Annotated in this window: 12 protein-coding genes; 6 read left to right on the top strand and 6 right to left on the bottom strand. The window is 73.4% G+C overall.

Annotated elements, in window-relative coordinates:
- Positions 1-70: 70 nt before the first annotated feature.
- A complete protein-coding gene (locus OIU81_RS30775) occupies positions 71-1,492 on the top strand; it encodes an MFS transporter (protein WP_443074071.1) in 1,422 nt (473 codons plus the stop codon).
- 37 nt (positions 1,493-1,529) lie between these two features.
- Here the strand turns inward: OIU81_RS30775 and OIU81_RS30770 are convergent, their stop codons facing one another.
- Positions 1,530-4,358, bottom strand: a complete 2,829-nt coding sequence (locus OIU81_RS30770) for an AAA family ATPase (protein ID WP_329153056.1) — start codon at positions 4,356-4,358, stop codon at positions 1,530-1,532.
- A gap of 167 nt (positions 4,359-4,525) precedes the next feature.
- Between OIU81_RS30770 and OIU81_RS30765 the strand changes: the two genes are divergently transcribed.
- The 4 genes from OIU81_RS30765 to OIU81_RS30750 all read left to right on the top strand — a co-directional run bounded on the left by OIU81_RS30765 (position 4,526) and on the right by OIU81_RS30750 (position 10,292).
- Positions 4,526-7,438: an AAA family ATPase gene (locus tag OIU81_RS30765; RefSeq protein ID WP_329153054.1), complete on the top strand. Its 2,913-nt coding sequence runs from the start codon at positions 4,526-4,528 to the stop codon at positions 7,436-7,438.
- A 309-nt stretch (positions 7,439-7,747) separates the two neighbouring features.
- Positions 7,748-8,389 (top strand): helix-turn-helix transcriptional regulator, encoded by a 642-nt coding sequence (locus tag OIU81_RS30760; RefSeq protein ID WP_329153052.1) that lies wholly within the window; start codon positions 7,748-7,750, stop codon positions 8,387-8,389.
- Positions 8,390-8,546: 157 nt separating this feature from the next.
- Positions 8,547-9,299, top strand: a complete 753-nt coding sequence (locus OIU81_RS30755) for a creatininase family protein (RefSeq protein WP_329153049.1) — start codon at positions 8,547-8,549, stop codon at positions 9,297-9,299.
- A 93-nt stretch (positions 9,300-9,392) separates the two neighbouring features.
- Complete coding sequence (locus tag OIU81_RS30750; RefSeq protein ID WP_329153047.1) at positions 9,393-10,292, top strand: MBL fold metallo-hydrolase; 900 nt, start codon at positions 9,393-9,395, stop codon at positions 10,290-10,292.
- Between the two features lie 73 nt (positions 10,293-10,365).
- Here OIU81_RS30750 and OIU81_RS30745 read toward each other — a convergent pair whose 3' ends face one another.
- Positions 10,366-11,754, bottom strand: coding sequence for a uracil-xanthine permease family protein (locus tag OIU81_RS30745; RefSeq protein WP_329153045.1), 1,389 nt, complete (start codon positions 11,752-11,754; stop codon positions 10,366-10,368).
- Positions 11,755-12,000: 246 nt separating this feature from the next.
- Here OIU81_RS30745 and OIU81_RS30740 point away from each other — a divergent pair, with 246 nt between their 5' ends.
- Positions 12,001-12,765, top strand: a complete 765-nt coding sequence (locus tag OIU81_RS30740) for a DUF5995 family protein (protein WP_443074171.1) — start codon at positions 12,001-12,003, stop codon at positions 12,763-12,765.
- A 250-nt stretch (positions 12,766-13,015) separates the two neighbouring features.
- Here OIU81_RS30740 and OIU81_RS30735 read toward each other — a convergent pair whose 3' ends face one another.
- The 4 genes from OIU81_RS30735 to OIU81_RS30720 all read right to left on the bottom strand — a co-directional run bounded on the left by OIU81_RS30735 (position 13,016) and on the right by OIU81_RS30720 (position 18,008).
- A complete protein-coding gene (locus OIU81_RS30735) occupies positions 13,016-14,716 on the bottom strand; it encodes a flavin monoamine oxidase family protein (protein ID WP_329153043.1) in 1,701 nt (566 codons plus the stop codon).
- A gap of 153 nt (positions 14,717-14,869) precedes the next feature.
- Positions 14,870-15,685 (bottom strand): carbon-nitrogen hydrolase family protein, encoded by an 816-nt coding sequence (locus OIU81_RS30730; RefSeq protein WP_329153041.1) that lies wholly within the window; start codon positions 15,683-15,685, stop codon positions 14,870-14,872.
- A 384-nt stretch (positions 15,686-16,069) separates the two neighbouring features.
- Entirely contained in the window at positions 16,070-16,525 is a 456-nt protein-coding gene (locus OIU81_RS30725; RefSeq protein WP_189097113.1) for an Lrp/AsnC family transcriptional regulator, read from the bottom strand.
- A 10-nt stretch (positions 16,526-16,535) separates the two neighbouring features.
- Positions 16,536-18,008: an amino acid permease gene (locus tag OIU81_RS30720; protein ID WP_329153037.1), complete on the bottom strand. Its 1,473-nt coding sequence runs from the start codon at positions 18,006-18,008 to the stop codon at positions 16,536-16,538.
- Positions 18,009-18,167: the final 159 nt, after the last annotated feature.

The raw sequence follows: 18,167 nt of genomic DNA, 5'->3' as shown, positions 1-18,167 counted from the left end.
ACCGACCCCTTTGGTGCATGTCCTCCGCTCTTCGGCGGCGGTCCGCTGCGAACGGGACGGAGTGGGCGACGTGGAGTTCGCGGAGACGGCCGGCGGTGGTGCGTCGGAGCCCCCATCGGACGCGGCCCCGGAGCCCCGACGGCGGTCCCTGGCGCCGCTGCTGGCGGTGTGCGCCGGGTATTTCATGGTGATCCTGGACGTGACGATCATCAATGTCGCGGTGCCGGTGATCGGCCGGGACCTCTCCGCCTCGCTCACCGGCATTCAGTGGATCACCGACGGGTACACCCTGGTCTTCGCCGGGTTCCTGCTGACCGGCGGGGCGCTGGGCGACCGCCTGGGCAACCGCCGGGTGTTCTGCGCGGGCGTCACCGTGTTCACCGTGTCCTCGGCCGCGTGCGCGCTGGCGCCGACCGCCCCGTTCCTGGTGCTGGCGCGGCTGGTGGAAGGCTTCGGTGCGGCGCTGATCGTGCCCGGTTCCCTGGCGCTGCTCCAGCAGGCCTACCCGGCGCCCGCCGCGCGCTCGCGGGCCTTCGGGCTGTGGGGGTCGATGGCGGGCATCGCGGCCTCCGCCGGGCCGCTGCTGGGCGGGCTGCTGGTGTCGACCGCGGGCTGGCGGTGGGTGTTCCTCATCAACCTGCCCGTCGGCGTGGCCTGTCTGGTGCTGACGCTGCGGCAGGTGGCGCCCTCGCCCCGGCACGCCGGCCGGGCGCTGGACTGGCCGGCGCAGTGCCTGGTGGTGGCGGCGGTGGCGCTGCTGACGGCCGCGCTCAACGAGGCCGGGCGCCGGGGGTGGTCGGATCCGGCCGTGGTCGCCGGGCTGGGCCTGTGCGTCGTGGCGGTCGCGGCGCTGGCGGTGCGTGAACGGCTGGCCCGCTCCCCCGCCCTGCCACCGGACCTGCTGCGCGCACGCGCGCTGAGCGGCGGAGCCGTGATCGGTCTGCTGTTCAACTTCGGCTTCTACGGCATGGTGTTCACCGCCAGCCTCGACTTCCAGCACCAGCGCGGGTTCAGCGCCCTCGCCACGGGGGCGGCCCTGTTCCCGGCGGTGGCGATGACCATGTTCGCCTCCGTCCTGTCAGGGCGGCTCAGCCGCACCACCGGCGACCGTCCGCTGGTGGTCTCCGGCATGCTCCTGGCCGCCCTGGGACTGGCGGGCTGGGCCGCCGCGGGAGCCGACCCGGCCTACCCGCTGCTGGTCGCCCCGATGATGGCCGCGGGGTTCGGCACTTCCTTCGCCCTGACCGGCGCGACCTCCACCGTGATGGGCGCCGCACCCGCGGCGTATGCGGGGACCGCCTCCGCCGTGTTCAACACCACCCGCCAGATCGGCAGCGCGACCGGCGTCGCACTGGGCGGCACCCTGCTCGCCACCGCCACCTCCTACCAGGCGGGGATCCGCCTCAGCATGGCCGTCGGCGGGCTCGCCTATCTGATCGCCGCGGGCCTCGCGTGGCGGTGCGTACCGGCGAGGCCCAGGAGGGCTCGGTGAGGGGGCGGTTCCTGATCGGGGCCTGCTGCCCGCGCGTTCAGCCGCCGGCCGGGCCGGACCTCGCGCCCGGTCCCGGCGCGGCGTCCGGCCCGGGGCCGAGTCCGGCCAGGCTGCCGTCCAGCCAGGCCGCCACCAGTTCCACCCGCGAGCGTTTGCCGGTGCGCTGGAACAGCCGGGCCAGCCGTTGTTCGACCGTCTTCTCACTGCACGCCAGACGGGCCGCGATCTGCCGGTTGGTCCCGCCCTCGCCGACCATGCCGATCAGCCGCACCTCCGCCTCGCTCAGGCCCTCGCGGGCCGAACGGCCCCTGGGCAGCGGCACGTTGCGGCGCTGCGCCGAGCGGCCGAGCAGGGCGCGCCCGGGACGTCCGAGGGACAGCAGATGGGTGTGGCGGGCCGCCTCCGCCAGCCAGGGCTGGGGCTCCTCGGCGACCTCGGCGAGGATCTGGCAGCAGTACAGCATCATGTGCCGGTCGCCCCGCCGCTCGGCCGACAGGTAGGCGTCGTGCGCGCCCTCGGCGTCACCGTGCAGCACCCCGCAGGCGACGAGCAGCGCCTCGCGGGTCATGGCGGTGTCGGCCTCCGCGTGCAGGGCCGCCAGTTGCTCCAGGGCCTGCCGCGCCTGCCGCGGCCGGGTCTCCTCGGCGAACTCCAGGATGCGCAGCAGCACCCTCTCGACCCCCGCGAGCAGGCCGCTGTCGCGCGCCCGCCGCACGTCGTGCCACGCCTCCTCCAGCGCCGCGTCCTGCTGCCCCGACCAGTACCGCACGCCCAGCCGGGCGCGGGCCACCAACGGGTGGACGACCGTGCCGGGGATGAGGTCGAGCCACTCGCGGGCGCGGCCGAGGTCACCGCGTAAGCAGTGGATCTCGGCCGCCAGTGCCCGGGCCAACCGGCCGGTGCCCGGCCCGCCGCAGGCGCGATCGCGCCGCTCGATGCCGCGGGCCGCCGCCAGGGCGTCGTCCCAGCGTCCGCCCAGATAGTCGCGGACCATGGCGTGGTAGCGGCCGGCGGTGCTGTCGCCGGCGGGTACGCAGCGTTCGCCCAGTACGGCCTCGAGGGCGCCCGCCAGGTCGCCGTAGGCCGCCGCGTCCCGCAGCCGCCCGATCGCCGGCTCGCCGCGCTCCTCTCCCCGTAAGTCATGGATGGCCCGGGCCAGTTCCTCGTGGCTGCCCACGGCGGCGGCCAGGGTCCGCAGCTCGGCCCGGGTCGGCAGCGGACCCGGGCCGTCGCGGCGCCGGCCGCCGTCCGGGACGGGTTCCGCGGACGCCGGCTGCGGGGTGGCCGGCCAAGGGGTGAGCGGGCCGATGCCGTACCGGCCGCCGAGCGCGGCCAGCATCGCCGTCCGCGGCATCCGTGCCAAGACCGCCGGGGGCACGGCGCCGTCGTCGTAGGGCGAGCGGTGCTCGTGCAGCGCGGACAGCCCCCAGGCATGGGTGGCGAATTCCAGCCCGCCGCCATCGGAGGGGCCGGGATCCCGCAGGCCGGCGAGGATCGGCTCGCCGAGCGCGAGGACGCCGGCGTGGTCGCCGCACCCCAGTCCCAGTTCGGCGGCCTCGCGCAGTACGCCCAGCGTCGCGGGGTAGTTGGGCGGCAGGCGGCGCAGCGCGGACAGGTAGGCCCGCGCCGCCCGCGGGTGGTAGGACCGGGCGTCCTTGGCGGCGGCCGCCAGCAGCAGCGGCACCGCCACGCCGTCGTGCAGCGCGGAGCCCGCGGCCGCGACGTGATCGGCCAGCTGCGGATGGCAGGCGCCCGTGGTGGCGGGGCCCAGCCGCTCGGCCACCGTCCGCACGACGGCGGCGTGCATCGGCCGGACGTCACGGCGGGGCGCCAGGGTCCGCAGCGCCGCCGCCACCGCGGGGACGGCGAAGGCCAGCCGGCCGTCCCCGTCGAGGGTCAACACCCGCTCCCTGACCAGCCGGTCGACCGTCCGGCCGAGGTCCGCGGCGAGCGCCGCGCAGGCCGGGATCAGGCTGTGCAGGTCCTCCAGCCGCAGCTCGGCGCGGTGCAGCAGGCCGGCCAGGACGACGGCGGCGTCCGTGCCGCCGGCCGTGACCCGGCGCAGCGGTTCGGCGTCCACGGTGAGCCGCAGGTCGTCCGCCGTCCCGGCCAGGCCCGTACAGCCGTCGAGGTCGACGAGGCCGCCGTCGGCGTGCAGCGCGGTGAGCACGGATAACACGGCCGCGGGGTTGCCGCCCAGGGGGCCGAGGGAGCGCCGCACCGCCGCGAGGAGCGCGGGTTCGGCGGGGCGGCCGAGGCGCTGTCCGACGAGTTCACCGATGTCGTCCGGCCGCAGCGGCGGCAGGTCGAGCACGTGGTCGGCCGCCGCCGCCAGGTCGGGTGCGCCGGCCGGGCCCCGGGACGCCGGGCGCCCGGCCAGCACCACGGGCACGCCGGCGGGCCGGAACGCCCGCAGCATCAGCTGGAGCGCGGACGCGGTCGGCGCGGGCAGGCGCTCGGCGCCGTCGAGGACGAGGGCGAACGGCACCTGGCACGCCGCGTCCGCGAGGGTCTCGCCCAGGGTGGCCAGCAGCGTCAGTTCGCCGCCGTCCCCGCGCGACTGCGCCCGTCGCACGGCGCTGAGGTGGGCCGGGAACCGGTCATGGTGAACCGTGGCGAGCACCTCGCAGACGGCGTCGGCCAGGACGGCGGCCCCGGTCGGCCCGGTGGCGGTCTCCCCGTCCAGCCGCAGCACCTTGGCCCCCTCCTGGGCCACCGCGTGCCGCGCCTCGTCCAGCACGGCGGTCTTGCCCGCGCCGGCCTCGCCGGTCACGAGCAGGGTCCGCGCCGTACCGGCCGGACGCAGGGCGTCGGCCACCACGCCGACCTGGTGGTCCCTGCCGACGAGAGGTGCACGGCGTTCCACGGTTCTCCTCACTCGTCTTCGGCCCGCGTCGACCGGGGGCCGTCCCGCCGATCGTGACGTCGTCGCGGGAGACGGTCATAATGCAGGCTCCGACGGGGCCGGCGCACCCGCCCCGTCGCGGACACCGGGCGGAGCGGCCGCCGGTGACACGTCGTTGAGGAGGTTCCGTGGACAGTGGCCGGCCGGCGGAAGCCGAGGCGGTGCGCGGTACCACGGCGGCGTGGCCGGACGGCGCGAGCGTACATCTGGTGGGCCGTGAGCAGGAGTTGCGCGCGTTAGAGGGCTGCCTCGACGACCCGGACGGGCCCGGCCTGGTGTTCGTGCACGGAGAACGGGGGGCGGGGCGCAGCGCGTTCGCGCACGCGGCCGCCGCACGGCTGCGGGCCCGGGATCACATGGTCGTGGCCCTGGCCTGCGTGCGCGGCGACCAGGACCGTCCGCTGCTGCTGGCGCTGCGGGTGATCACCGCCCTGCGGGAGCACCGGCCGGGCACCGGGAAACAGCCGGCGGCCGGACGGACGGACCCGGACGCCGAGGTGCTGCCCGCTGTGGAGCGGGGGGACCGGGCGGCGGTCGCCGACGCGCTGCTGTCCGCGCTGACGCACGCGGCACCCGTGGCCGTGGTGGTGGACGACACCCGGTACGCCGACGCGGCGTCCCTCGGCGCCCTGGGGGCCGTCGCCGCCCGGCGCGTCCCGGGGGTCCGGCTGGTGTTCACGTCGGTATGGCACGGCGGCGGGCCCGGCGACGCGTCCCGCCTGGGCCCCGCCGCCCGGTGGCCGGCGGAGGCGGGCGCGGCGCGGGCCATCCCCCTGCCGCGGCTGACCCGGCCGCAGCTCGCCGACCTGGTGGCGCGACGGTCGCAGGCGGTGCCCGAACCGGCCCTGGTCGAGCGCGTCCTCGGGCTGACCCGCGGGATTCCGGCGGCCGCCGACGCGCTGCTCACCGAGTGGGCGCGGCGGAACACGGTGCGGATCGCCGACGGGCACGCCTTCCTCGCCGCGAGCGCGCCGGTGCCGGTGCTGCCCGACGACGACCGGTTCCTGCGGGCGCTGCACGAGCTCGGCGAACCGTGCCGGACGACGGCGGCGGCACTGAGCATCCTGTGGCCGCTCGGCCGGACGGCGGCGGCGCTGGTGGCCGAGTCCACCGGTCTGTCCGGCCGGGAGGTCGGCGACGGCCTGCGCCGCCTGATCGCCGCGGGCCTCCTCGACGAACTGCCCGGCGAGGACGGCGGCGGCCCCCGGGGCTGGGAGTTCCGGTCACCGCTGATGGAGCACGCCGTCCGGGAACGGCTCGGGCCCCTGGAACGCGGCCGGCTGTCCGCCGCCGCGGTGGAGGCGCTCTGGGCGGCGCGGGACGGCGCGGCCGCCGCCACGGCCCCGCGGCGGCCGGCCGTGCTCCTCAAGGAGGCGGACGCCGTGACCTACCTGCCCGACCGGATCGCCGACGCGGGCGTGCTGCTCGACCGCGAGCGCGCGGCGGCGGAACTCACGGCCGCCGCCGAGGCGTTGCACCCCGACCCCGGGGACCGCGGCATGCTGCGGTGGTTCCGGGCGGCGCTGCGCCTGATCGAGGAACCGGCGGCCCGCGAACTGGCGTTGCTGCGGTGCGTGAAGGCCGCCTGGATCGTGGGCGACCACCCGACCGCGGGCCGGGCGGCGGAGACGATTCTGCGCGACCCCTCCGACGTCGTCAGCGCCGCGGACCTCCAGGAGCTCGCCACCCTCAAGGTCGTCGCGGTCACCTCCGTGAGGGACTGGCCGCAGCTGTCGCGGATGGGCACGGCCGAGTGGTGGAACCGGCTGCCGCTGCCCCCGGAGGCCGCGTTGCCGGCGCGGGCGCTGGCATTGTGCATGAGCGACCGGTGGCCGGAGGGGCTGGACCTGCTCTCGCGGACGGAGTCGGTGTGGCGCCCGCACCCGCACATCCGGCTGATACCCGAGCTGGCGCAGGTCGCCGGGCACCTGGTGCAGGGCCGGACCGATGTGCTCGCCCGCGCCCTGGAGACGCCGCCGGATCCCGGTCTCCCCCCGGAGGCGCTGTACTCGATTGCGGCCGGGTACACCCTCCAGTTGCTCGGCAACGCCGACCTGTGCGGCGCCATGGACCTGCTGAAGGGCCGCGGGATGCCGCCCGGGGCGCTTCCCCCCACCACTCACTTCCTCCTGCTTCACCTCCAGGGCCGGTGGGACGACGCGCTGGCGCTGGCGCGCGGCATGGTCGCGAAGGACCAGACGTGGATCGCGGCGCCCCAGCACGATCTGTTCGTCGCGGGAACGGCCGCCATCCTGCTGGCCAGGGGCAAGCCGGCCGGTGCCACCCGCCTGATCGCCGGTGCGCGCGGGACCCACGAGGGGCATCTGGAGACCTTCCTGGACGTCGCCGAGGCCGCGGTACTGCGGACCATGGGCCGACCCGACGCGGCCGACCGGGTGTTGCGGCGCGGGCTGCGGGAGGCCGATGCGCGCGGCCATGTCTACGGAACCGACGAGCTGGCCGCCGCCCTCGCCACGCTCCGGGCGGAGGACGGCCGGGCCGAGGCGGCGGCGACCTGTCTGTGGCGCCTCGAGGAACTCGCCCGGCGCACCGGCAGCGGACGCACCCGGCTGCTGTACCTGCTGGCATCGGCGCGGGTGCGGGAGCAGGGCCCGGACGCCGCGCGCGAGATGTTGCACGAGGCGGTGGACCTGGCCCGCTCGCGGGGCCAGCCGTTCGAGACCGCCCTCACGCTGACGGCGGCGGCCGGGGACGCGGGCCCCCCGGAGCTGCTGCACGAGGCGTACGAACTGTACGGGGAGACGGGCTCGTTGCTGAGCCGCTTCCACACCCGGGGCGCGCTGCGCGAGGCCGGGCTGGCCGTCCCCGGCCGCAAGCAGGCCACCGCCGAGAACGAGCAGCTGCTGGCCACCCTGATCACCGAGGGGCTCGCCAACCGTCAGATCGCCACCGTGCTGCGGCTCAGCGAGGACGCCGTCGCCAATCGCCTCTCCCGGCTGTTCGCCCGCACCGGCCTGCGGTCCCGTACCGAGGTCGTCTCGGCCATGCTCACCGGCAACCCCCTGACCGCCTCGGGCTGAGCGGCCGCGTCCGCCGCGACCGTCGGCGGGGCGGGGCGTCCGCCGTGCGCGGACCCCGCGCAGGCCCCCCGTACGGGAAAAGACCAGGCAGCGGCGGGTGCCTGAGGACTTCATGATCCGGGGCGGGTTCATCCGCCGGCAAGCCCCGCCGGCCACCTTTGCCCGTTTGTCCGCCCTCCGGACCCCTGCGTCCGCTACTCGTGCCAGGTTTCCCTGTCCTTAAGGGATCGGGGCCTGCGGCAAGCCGGTGGCCAAAAACTGCGTGGCACGATCATCTACCTCATGGGCGATTTCCGACGGGGAGGCGCAATGCCCCAGCAGTTATCCACCGGCACCGTGTGTGTAGCGGTCCATTCACCCGACGCCGTCGTCCACGCGGGACTCGTCAGCTCGCTGAAGCACGACCGGCGCGTGCAGGAAGTCCCACCGGAGCGAATCCACGAGGCCGACGCCGTCGTCGCGGCCTTCGACACCGTCGACGCCACCGCGCTGGAGCAGCTGCGCGCCCTGTCCGACCGGCCCGACACGCGCTTCCTCCTCATCGCCGGACGGCACTGGCGGGCAGACGTCTCGGCGGCGATCGACCGGGGGGTGCGGGCCGTGCTGTGGCGCGACACGTTCACTCCGGCCGCCTTCGTCCGCACCCTGCTCACCGTCGCGGACGGCGGCGGCAGCTTCCCGCCCACCCTCCAGGGCACGCTGATGGAACAGGTCCGGTGGACCCACCGGGAGGTCCTCGCCCCGCGCGGCCTCACCGCCTCGGGCGTCAGCCCCCGCGAACTCGACGTCCTGCGCCTGGTCTCGGAGGGCAGGGAACTCTCCGAGATCGCCACCAAGCTGTGCTATTCGGAGCGCACGGTGAAGTACATCCTCTACGGCCTGATGAAGCGTCTGCAGCTGCGCAACCGCGCCCACGCCGTCTCCTACGCCATCCGCGCCGGCCTCATCTGACCCGCCTCCGCGCCCGGGACGAGCATGGAGAGACCCCCTTAACGCATAATCTTTGCGTTTGGAGCTCCGAGCGCCTAGACTCACTAACGCGAATTCTTCGCCTTAGCCGCTGCGGGTAGGCGCGGCGGGGACTGTCCCCGACGAAAGGTCCTGGGTCGTGACAGAGCACCGCTGGAACCGTTTGACCGCTCCTGACCTGCGGGACCTGGCGCTGCGCGACGCCGTCGTCCTGCTGCCGGTGGGCTCCACCGAACAGCACGGCGCACACCTGCCCACCGGCGTGGACGACTTTCTCGCCGCGGAGGTGTGCCGTCGGGCCGCCGTGGCGGCGGCTCCGCTGCCGGTGGTGGTGGCACCGTCGGTCTCGTGCGGACTCGCGGAGCATCACATGCCCTTCGGCGGCACCCTGACCCTGTCGCTGCCGACCTTCCACGCGCTCCTGCGGGACATGTGCCGCTCGATCCTGCGTGCCGGGTTCCGCCGCATCCTGCTCGTCAACGGACACGGCGGCAACGTCACCGCGCTCCACGCACTGGTCAACGAACTCACCGTCGAACTCCAGGCACCGATCGCGGTCACCAGCTACTTCACGGCCGGACGGGAGGTGATCGCCGACACCCTGGAGACCCAGCGGCATCTCATGCACGCCTGCGAGGGCGAGACCTCGATGGCCCTGGCGGCCTTCCCGGACCTCGTGCACACGGAGGAAGTGGCCGGCGCCGTGGGACCGGCCATCTCCCTCCAGGCCGGGGACACTTCACCGGTCCACCGCTCCGTCACCTTCGACACCGTCACGCCGTCCGGCACCGCCGGTGATGCCCGCACCGCCTCGGCGGCCAAGGGGGAACGCCTCCTGGAGGGCTGCGCCGACGCCCTGGCCGAGCTGCTCACCGCGGGCGTCTGGAGCTGAGCCGCCCCTGGGCACCCGCCGGGCCCTGCACGACGACGGCGACTTCCGCCGCCCCCCAACGACAAAGAGACTCTGAAAGAAAAAATGACGGACATGCAGACTCCACCGGCATCCGCCGCCCCCTCCTGGACCGTGGGCGACGTCACCGTGCACCGCATCGACGAAGTCCTGCTACCCCCCGCCACCGGGGCCTGGCTGCTGCCCGAGGCCACCCCGCAGGTGACCGCCCGACACGACTGGCTGCGCCCCGACTTCACCGACGACGAAGGCGTCCTGCGTATCGCCAGCCACACCTTCGCCTTCCACACGGGCGGACTGCGGGTCCTGGTCGACACCGGCATCGGCAACGGCAAGACCCGCGCCAATCCGGCCTGGCACCACCTGCGGACCGGCTACCTCGAGGACCTCGCCGCCGCCGGTTTCCCCCCGGACTCCGTCGACCTGGTGATCCTCACCCATCTGCACACCGACCACGTCGGCTGGAACACCCGTGAAGTGAACGGCGCCTGGGTCCCCACCTTCCCCCACGCCCGGTACCTCACCTCCCGCGCCGAGCGGGAATTCTGGGCCGGCTACGCCATGGACGCACCGCGCGAGCAGATGTTCCGTGACTCCGTCACCCCCGTCGAGGAGGCCGGACTGCTCGATACGGTCGACGTCCCGGCCGAGGGCGTCGAGATCGCCCCCGGACTTCGTCTGCTGCCCACCCCCGGGCACACCCCCGGCCATATCGCCGTCCAGCTCACCAGCGCGGGCGGGACAGCGCTGATCACCGGCGACTGCATCCACCACCCCGTCCAGTTCGCCCACCCCACGATCGGCTCCTGCGTCGACATCGACCCGGCGCAGTCCGAGGCTTCGCGCCGCCGGCTGCTCGGCTCACTCGCCGACACGGACACCCTCGTGCTGGGCACCCACTTCCCCCCGCCCACGGCCGGCCGGGTGATCACCGACGGAGACGCCTACCGGCTGGTGCCCGTTCCCGCGGCCTGACGGCCGGGGTACGGGCGGGAGCGCGGACGGGAGTGCGACCGGCCGCCGCGTCCGCTCGGCGATCCCACCGGCCTCAGTCGGACGACGGCCCCTCCGCATCTCCGTAAGCGGCCGTTCCGCCGTCCAGCAGCGGCTCGTGCCGCTGGCCGGCCGCCCGTGAGAGCCATCGCAGACCGTGGTAGCCCGTGAGCACGATGAGGGTGCCGAGCGCGATGCCGTTCAGCTCGAAGTGGGCCGTGAACTTCAGCGAGACGCCGCCGATGGCGACGATGATGCCCGCGGCGGCGGGGATGAGGTTCAACGGCACGGTGAAGTCCACCTTGTTCCGCACCCAGATCTGCGCGCCGAGCAGGCCGATCATGCCGTACAGGATGACGGTGATGCCGCCCAGCACCCCGCCGGGGATCGCGGCCACCACCGCGCCGAACTTCGGGCACAGGCCGAAGAGCAGCGCGAAGCCGGCGGCCGCCCAGTAGGCCGCGGTGGAGTAGACGCGGGTCGCGGCCATCACGCCGATGTTCTCGGCATAGGTCGTGGTGGCCGGGCCGCCGACCGCGGTGGAGAGCACCGTGGCCGTGCCGTCGGCGAGGACGGCCATGCCCATCTTGTCGTCCAGGGAATCGCCGGTCATCTCCCCCACCGCCTTGACGTGCCCGGCGTTCTCCGCGATCAGCGCGACCAGTACGGGCAGCGCGACGAGGATGGCGGAGGCCGAGAAGTTCGGCGCGTGGAAGGTGGGAGCGCCGATCCAGTCGGCCTTCGCGACCCCGGTGAAGTCGATGCGCCAGTGGTCCGTGAGCTTGCCCGAGCCGTTGACCGAATGGATCTGCCCCGCGGTCCGGTCGAGGACCCAGGACAGCACATAGCCGAAGACCAGGCCCAGGAAGATCGCGATGCGCGACCAGAAACCCCGCAGTACGACGAGCGCGAGGCCGGTGAAGAGCATCGTGGCGAGCGCCGCCCACTGGTCCTGCGGCCAGTACGTACTGGCCGTCACCGGCGCCAGGTTGAAGCCGATGAGCATGACGACTGCGCCGGTCACCGTGGGCGGGAGCACCGCGTGAATGACCCGGGCCCCGAGGACGTGGATGGCGATGCCGCAGCCGGCCAGACAGGCGCCCACCACGAGCATCGCGCCCGTCAGGGTGCCCGCGTCGCCCCCTTGGCCGGCGATCACCGCGGACACCCCGACGAAGGAGAGCGAGGAGCCGAGGTAGCTGGGAATCCGCCCGCGCGTCATCACCAGGAACAGCACGGTCGCCACACCGGAGGCCATCAAGGCGAGATTGGGGTCCAGCCCCATCAGCACCGGGGCCACGAAGCAAGCGCCGATCATCGAGACCACGTGCTGGGCGCCGAGCCCGATCGTCCGGCCCCATGTCAGCCGCTCCCCGGGTTTGACCACCTCGCCCGGCCCCAGGTGCTTGCCGTCCCCGTGCAGCTTCCACCCGAAGCTCGCCATGATCACGCTCCATCTCTGCGACGCCCTGCACGTCACAGAGCCGATTGAGTAATAGCCGAACACTTGGCCGCGGACAAAACCGAAGGCAACGCCCCGCGTCCACCCGGCCCCGGACCACGGGCGCGGCAGCCGGTTTCGTCCCGCTGCGTCCCACAAGGGGGCGCGCCGTCCGTTACCCCGTATCGGTCAACGGCCGCCGCGGCCCTGCCCGAACCGTCACCACACTGTCACGCTGAGTGGATGACGATGACTCCGCACCCCGCCCCGCACCATGACGTCCACCGGCGGCCGGACCCGGCCCAAGTGCCCGCCGCGAGGCCACCCACCGACGCGGGAGCCGCGGCGGCCGCGGAGCTGGCCCAGGTGCTGGCCCGGATGCGGGCGCTGGCCGCGGCACTGCCCGCCGAGGACGGTGTGGCCGTCTTCAACGGCGTCTATCTGGCCGTCACCGAGGCGGTGGCGGGGCGCATCGGGGACGGCACGTTCCAGGACCCGTCGGCCGCCGGCGAGCTGGACCGTTGCTTCGCCCGTCGCTACTTCGCCGCGGTGGACGCCGCGACCGCCGGACTGCGGCCGCCGGCCTGCTGGCGTCCGCTGTTCCAGCTGCGCCGGCACCCCGGGGTGCGGCCGCTGCAGTTCGCGCTGGCCGGGATCAACGCCCACATCGGCCACGATCTGGCCCTGGCGGTGCTGGACACCTGCCAGGTGCTGGAGTGCGAACCGGCCGCGCTGGAGAGCGACTTCGAGCGGGTCGGCGGGGTGCTGACGAGCCTGGAGGAGCGGATCCGGGAGCGGCTGATGCCCGGCCCCGATGTGCTGGACGTGGCCGATCCGCTGACGCATCTGATCGGGTCATGGAGCCTGGACAAGGCCAGGGACGGCGCCTGGGTGGCGGCCCGCGCCCTGTGGGGCGTGCGCCGGCTGCCGGAGGTCGCCGAGGAGCTCACCGAACGCCTCGACGCCGGCGTCGGCCTGGTCGGACGGATGCTGCTGACTCCGCTGCCCGGCTGATCCCGTCTGGCGCGGCGGCCGTCCTCACCCGAACCCGCCCCCAGGGGCTGTACGGCGTCCCGGGTCTCCCCTGGCTTCGGCACCGGCTGGTCGCTGGACGAGTACGCGGGCGCCGCGATCCAGGGCGTGTCCGCACAGTCACGCCCCGGGCCGCCGGCAGGGCGTCTTCGAGCGCAGCGACGACGGGGTCACCGTCCCCATGGACGGTGACCCCGGCATCTCACCCGCTCACCCGCCGTACGGGCGGACGCTAGTCCTCGGGCAGTTCGACCGGCGCGATCTCGTCGTAGACATCGCCCGGACCCGGGTTCGCCGCATCCGTCGCGCCGCCGAAGTGGTGCATCACGCCCCACACCGCGTTGAGTGCGGTCTGTACCGCGCCCTCGGCCCAGCCCGCCGTCCAGGAGATGTCGTCGCCCGCGAGGAACAGGCCGCGCTTGTCCTCGGGGAGCCGGTCCTGCATGAAGTGCGTGAACAGGCGCCGCTGGTAGCGGTAGTGGCCGGGCAGGTTCGCCTTGAAGGCGCCCATGAAGTAGGGCTCGTTCTCCCAGGAGACGGTGACCGGGTTGCCGATGATGTGCTTGCGGATGTCGACCTTCGGATAGATCTCCGACAGCGACTTCAGCATGACCTCCATCCGCTCGTTCGCCCCCAGCGGCAGCCACTTGAGGCTGTCGTCGCACCAGGTGTAGGAGAGGCAGATGACGGCGGGCTCGTCCGGGCCGTTGTCGAGCAGATACGTTCCCCGGGTCATCCGGTCGGTCAGCGTCATCGACATGGTGTCCCGGCCCGTGTGCTCGTCCTTGTCGAGCCAGAACGGCCGGTCGACGGGCACGAAGAGCTTGCTGGACTCCATGTAGTGGGTGCGCTCCATCGCCGTCCAGTGGTCGATGGGGAACAGCGAGTCGTCGCAGGCGATCTTGCTCAGCAGCATCCAGGACTGCGCGGTGAAGACGGCCGCCTCGTAGGTGCGGATGTCGCCGTCGGCGTCGGTGACCGTGATGCGGTTGCCGGCGGTGCGGTTCAGGCGGGTCACCGCGGGCCGCGGGGCGCCCTCGTGCAGCGACGACAGCGAGGTGCCCGGCGCCCAGTGCACGATCTTCGCCGGCTCCCGCTCCCACAGCCGCACCGGCAGCTGCTGGCTGCCGCCGACGATGCCGCGGTGGTGGTCATCGGCCTCGGTGTAGACGACCCGCAGGATCTCCAGGATGGAGTTGGGGAAGTCGGTGTCCCAGCCGCCGGTGCCGAAGCCGACCTGACCGAAGATCTCCCGGTGGCGGAAGGACTTGAAGGCCGTCGAGTCGCAGAGGTAGCCGTAGAAGGTCTGGTTGTCGAGCTTCTCGACGAGGCGGGACCAGATCTCGCGGATGCGCGGGACGTCGCGCTCGCGGATCGCCTGGTTCATGTCGGCGAAGTCCGCGCCCTCTTCCAGGCAGGCGTTCCAGGCGTCCATGACCTGGTGGTAGACCTCGGGGAGATCGTCGACCGTGCGCGCGTAGTGGGACTCGCCCTTGAGGTCGACGACGGTCGAGGGGGTCTCCGGTGCCAGCGGGTTGGGGAACGGCTTGGTCGTGAGGCCCACCAGGTCGATGTAGTGCTGGAGCGCCGTCGAGGACGGCGGGAAGCGCATCGCGCCCATCTCGGCGGTCAGGCCCGCCGCCTCGGACGGGGTGCCCTCGAAGCCGACGGTGCGCAGCCGGCCGCCTATTCGGTCGGCCTCGTAGACGACGGGCCGCAGCCCCATCTTCATCAGCTCGTAGGCGGTGATGATCCCCGAGAGGCCGCCGCCGATGACCGCGACTTCCTTCCCCAGCTCGGTCGCGGGGACCTGGCCGAGACCCGCCGGGTGGGCGAGGAAGTCGTCATAGGCGTACGGGAAGTCCGGGCCGAACATGGTGATCGGGGGCTGGGCATCCGCGTGGTGGGCGGCGGTGGGCACCGTGGACGTCATCGGGGGCGTACTCCTTGCAGACAGGGCACAGCAGGCAGGGCAGCAGGGGCCGACGGGACCGGCCTGCGGCAGATCAGAGCGAGCGTGGGGGAACGAGGGGGTGCGAGGGGGAACGAGGGGGGAGGCTGAGCAGTCGGGTGCGGGCGGGTCGGATCAGGTCAGCGGGCCGTACAACTCCGGCCGCCGGTCGTGCAGATAGGGGTTGTCCGCCCGGGATTCCTTCAGGAAGGCGGGGTCCGCCTCGGCGTACACCAGCTGTTCGGTGCGGCCGGCGCGGGTGCGTACGACACCGTCGGGGCCGGCCAGGCAGCTGAGCCCGACGAACTCGAACTCGCCCTCCGCGCCGACCCGGTTGACGTACGCCACATACATCTGGTTCTCGAAGGCGCGCACCGGGATGACGGACTCGGCGACGAACTGGAAGGGGTGCATCTGCGCGGTGGGCACCAGCAGCAGATCGGTGCCGGCCAGCGCATGGGCCCGGACGTTCTCCGGGAACTCCACGTCGTAGCAGATCATGACGCCGATACGGAGGCCGGCCAGATCGGCCTGGACGACGGCCCGCTCGCCCGGCGTGAACCACTCGCGCTCGAAGCAGCCGAAGAGATGGGTCTTGCGGTAGTTCGCGAGGCGCTCGCCCTCCGGGCCGATGAGCTGCGCCGAGTTGTACACCGCGGCGCTGTCGCGCTCGTCGCGCGCGGCGCGCTCGGGGTAGCCGTAGAGCACCGCGATGCCGTGTGCGGCGGCGATCTTCGCGACGGCCCCGGCACTGTCGCCGTCGGCGGGCTCGGCGAGGCGGTGGACATCGGCGCCGATGGCGTAGCCGGTCAGGAAGAGTTCCGGGCAGGCCAGCAGTCCGGCGCCGGTCGCGGCCGCCGCGCGGGCCGCGTCATCGAGGATCCGCAGGTTGTGCGCGACATCGCCGGGCCGTCCCGAACTCTGGAGCAGGGCGGTGTGCAGCGACGTCATGGGATCCCTCGGCGAGGCGGTGCGGGTGGACGCATTGACGGTACGGTCCGCCGGTGATCCGGGACAAGGCGCCACCGTTGCGTGCCGCCGACCGATTCATTGCGCGTTCAAGGGAATATGCGGTGATTCGTTGCGTCTGCCGGGCCCGTGGCGGCCGGTCGCCACACCGACGGTCCGGCGGACGGCTCCGGGGAGGTCCTCCGCTCCGCCGGCCACGCCGACAACGAGCTGGTCAAGGCCGCGGCAGGCCGGCGGCTCAGGGCCTGGACGCCGCGCCTGGCCCGGACGCGGGAAACCCCGCCGCAGGGACCGGAGGTCCGCACGGCGGGGTTCTATGAGGGCGGGGGCCTGGGGGCGGCACCCGCCGGGCGGGGCCGGGCCGGGTCAGCCCGGCGCCCCCGAGCCGTACCGGCGCAGCAGCGGCGAGAGCACCAGCACGGACTTGGTCCGCTCCACGAACGGTTCGCCGGCGATCCGCTCCAGCACCCGCTCGAAGTGCCGCATGTCGGCGGCGAAGACCTGGACGATGGCGTCCGCCTCACCGGTGACGGTGGAGGCGGACGCCACTTCCGGGTAGCGCGACAGGCCGCGGTGGATCGCCTCGGGCGAGGTGTTGCGGCGGCAGTAGAGCTCGATGACCCCTTCGGTCTCCCAGCCGAGCGCGGCCGGGTCGACCCGTACGGTGAAGCCGGTGATCGCGCCGTCCGCCCGCAGCCGGTCCACCCGGCGCTTGACGGCCGGCGCGGACAGCCCGACCTCCTGGCCGATGTCGGCGTAGCTGCGGCGGGCGTCCTCGGCGAGGGCGTGGACGATGCGTTCGTCGAGATCGTTCAGTCGCACTGCGGGTGGATCACTTCTCTGCGGTGGCCAATCGGGAGCGGCGCAAGCCGTATCCGAAGTAGACCACAAGGCCGACGGCCATCCAGGCACCGAAGACCACCCAGGTCACGACGTCGAGGCTGCCCATCATGTAAAGGCACAGCACAAAGCCGATCGCGGGGAAGAGCGGCGAGAGCGGCGTACGGAAGCTGCGCGGCATATCGGGCCGGGTGCGGCGCAGCACGATCACCGCGATATTGACCAGCGCGAAGGCGAACAGGGTGCCGATGCTGGTGGCGTCGGCCAGCTGGCCCAGCGGCACCGCCGCGGCGAGCACTCCGCAGAACAGCGACACGATCACGGTGTTCACGCGCGGGGCACCGCTCTTGGGGTGCACCTTGGAGAACACCTTGGGCACCAGCCCGTCCCGGGACATCGCGAAGAGGATGCGGGTCTGGCCGTAGAGCACGGTCAGCACGACGCTGGCGATGGCGACCACCGCACCGAACGCGAGCAGCACCGCCCAGAAGCTCTGCCCGGTGACCGACTTCATGATCCCGGCCAGCGCGGCCTCCGAGCCCTTGAACTTCTGCCAGGGCATGGCGCCCACGGCGATGGCCGCGACCAGGCAGTACAGCGCGGTGACGATCACCAGCGAGAGCATGATCGCGCGCGGCAGGTCGCGCTGCGGGTTCTTGGCCTCCTCGCCGGCGGTGGAGGCGGCGTCGAAGCCGATGTACGAGAAGAACAGGGTGGCGCCGGCGGCGCTGACGCCCGCCATGCCCATCGGCATGAAGTTCGCGTAGTTGCCGGAGCGCACGCCCTGCAGGGCGACGCCGCAGAACAGCAGCAGCGCGACGATCTTGACGGCGACCATGATCGTGTTGGCCCGGGCGCTCTCCTTGGCCCCGCCCAGCAGGAACACCATCGCCAGCAGCACGACCACCAGCGCCGGCAGGTTGAAGATCCCGCCGTCGCCGGGCGGCTGGGACAGCGCGGCCGGGATGGTGACGCCGAAGACGCCGTTGAGCAGCTCGTTCAGATACTGGCCCCAGCCCACGGCGACGGCCGCGACCGAGACGCCGTACTCCAGGATCAGGCACCAGCCGCACACCCAGGCGATCAGCTCACCGAGGGTGGCGTACGCGTAGGAGTAGGAGGACCCGGAGACCGGGATGGAGCCGGCCAGCTCCGCGTAGGACAGCGCGGAGAACAGCGCGGTGATCCCGGCGATGACGAAGGAGAGGATGACCGCGGGCCCGGCGTCCGGCACGGCCTCGCCGAGGACGACGAAGATGCCGGTGCCGAGCGTGGCACCGATGCTGATCATGGTCAGCTGCCACATGCCCATGGAGCGGCGGAGCTCTCCCCCCTGCCCCTTGCCGCCCTCGGAGACCAGGCGCTCGACGGGCTTGCGCCGCATCAGCCGGGTGCCGAGTCCTGGGGAGGAGGGCGGTCGGGGGTCGCTGGCCCCTGCGGGCGGGGCTGCGCCGTGCTCCAACACTGGGGTGGCTCCTTTTCGCTGCCGATCAATGACGTACGGATGGCGACGACCGGCAGCGGTCGGTACAAGGGCATGCCGAAACACGCCGCAGCAGGAGACCGCCGAGCAGGCGGTCCCCGCCACTCCACGTACAGCGCTTGACCTTACGGGCCGCCGCTG

Origin of the sequence: Streptomyces sp. NBC_01454, from assembly GCF_036227565.1 — a bacterium.
Lineage (GTDB): Bacteria > Actinomycetota > Actinomycetes > Streptomycetales > Streptomycetaceae > Streptomyces.
This window is presented reverse-complemented; position numbering and strand designations above follow the sequence as displayed.

Excerpts from the sequence above, each read along its gene's own strand:
- OIU81_RS30730 (WP_329153041.1), bottom strand. The coding sequence starts at position 15,685 with ATGACGTCGCTGCACACCGCCCTGCTCCAGAGTTCGGGACGGCCCGGC.
- OIU81_RS30735 (WP_329153043.1), bottom strand. The coding sequence starts at position 14,716 with ATGACGTCCACGGTGCCCACCGCCGCCCACCACGCGGATGCCCAGCCC.
- OIU81_RS30760 (WP_329153052.1), top strand. The coding sequence starts at position 7,748 with ATGCCCCAGCAGTTATCCACCGGCACCGTGTGTGTAGCGGTCCATTCA.
- OIU81_RS30750 (WP_329153047.1), top strand. The coding sequence starts at position 9,393 with ATGCAGACTCCACCGGCATCCGCCGCCCCCTCCTGGACCGTGGGCGAC.
- OIU81_RS30745 (WP_329153045.1), bottom strand. The coding sequence starts at position 11,754 with ATGGCGAGCTTCGGGTGGAAGCTGCACGGGGACGGCAAGCACCTGGGG.
- OIU81_RS30740 (WP_443074171.1), top strand. The coding sequence starts at position 12,001 with ATGACTCCGCACCCCGCCCCGCACCATGACGTCCACCGGCGGCCGGAC.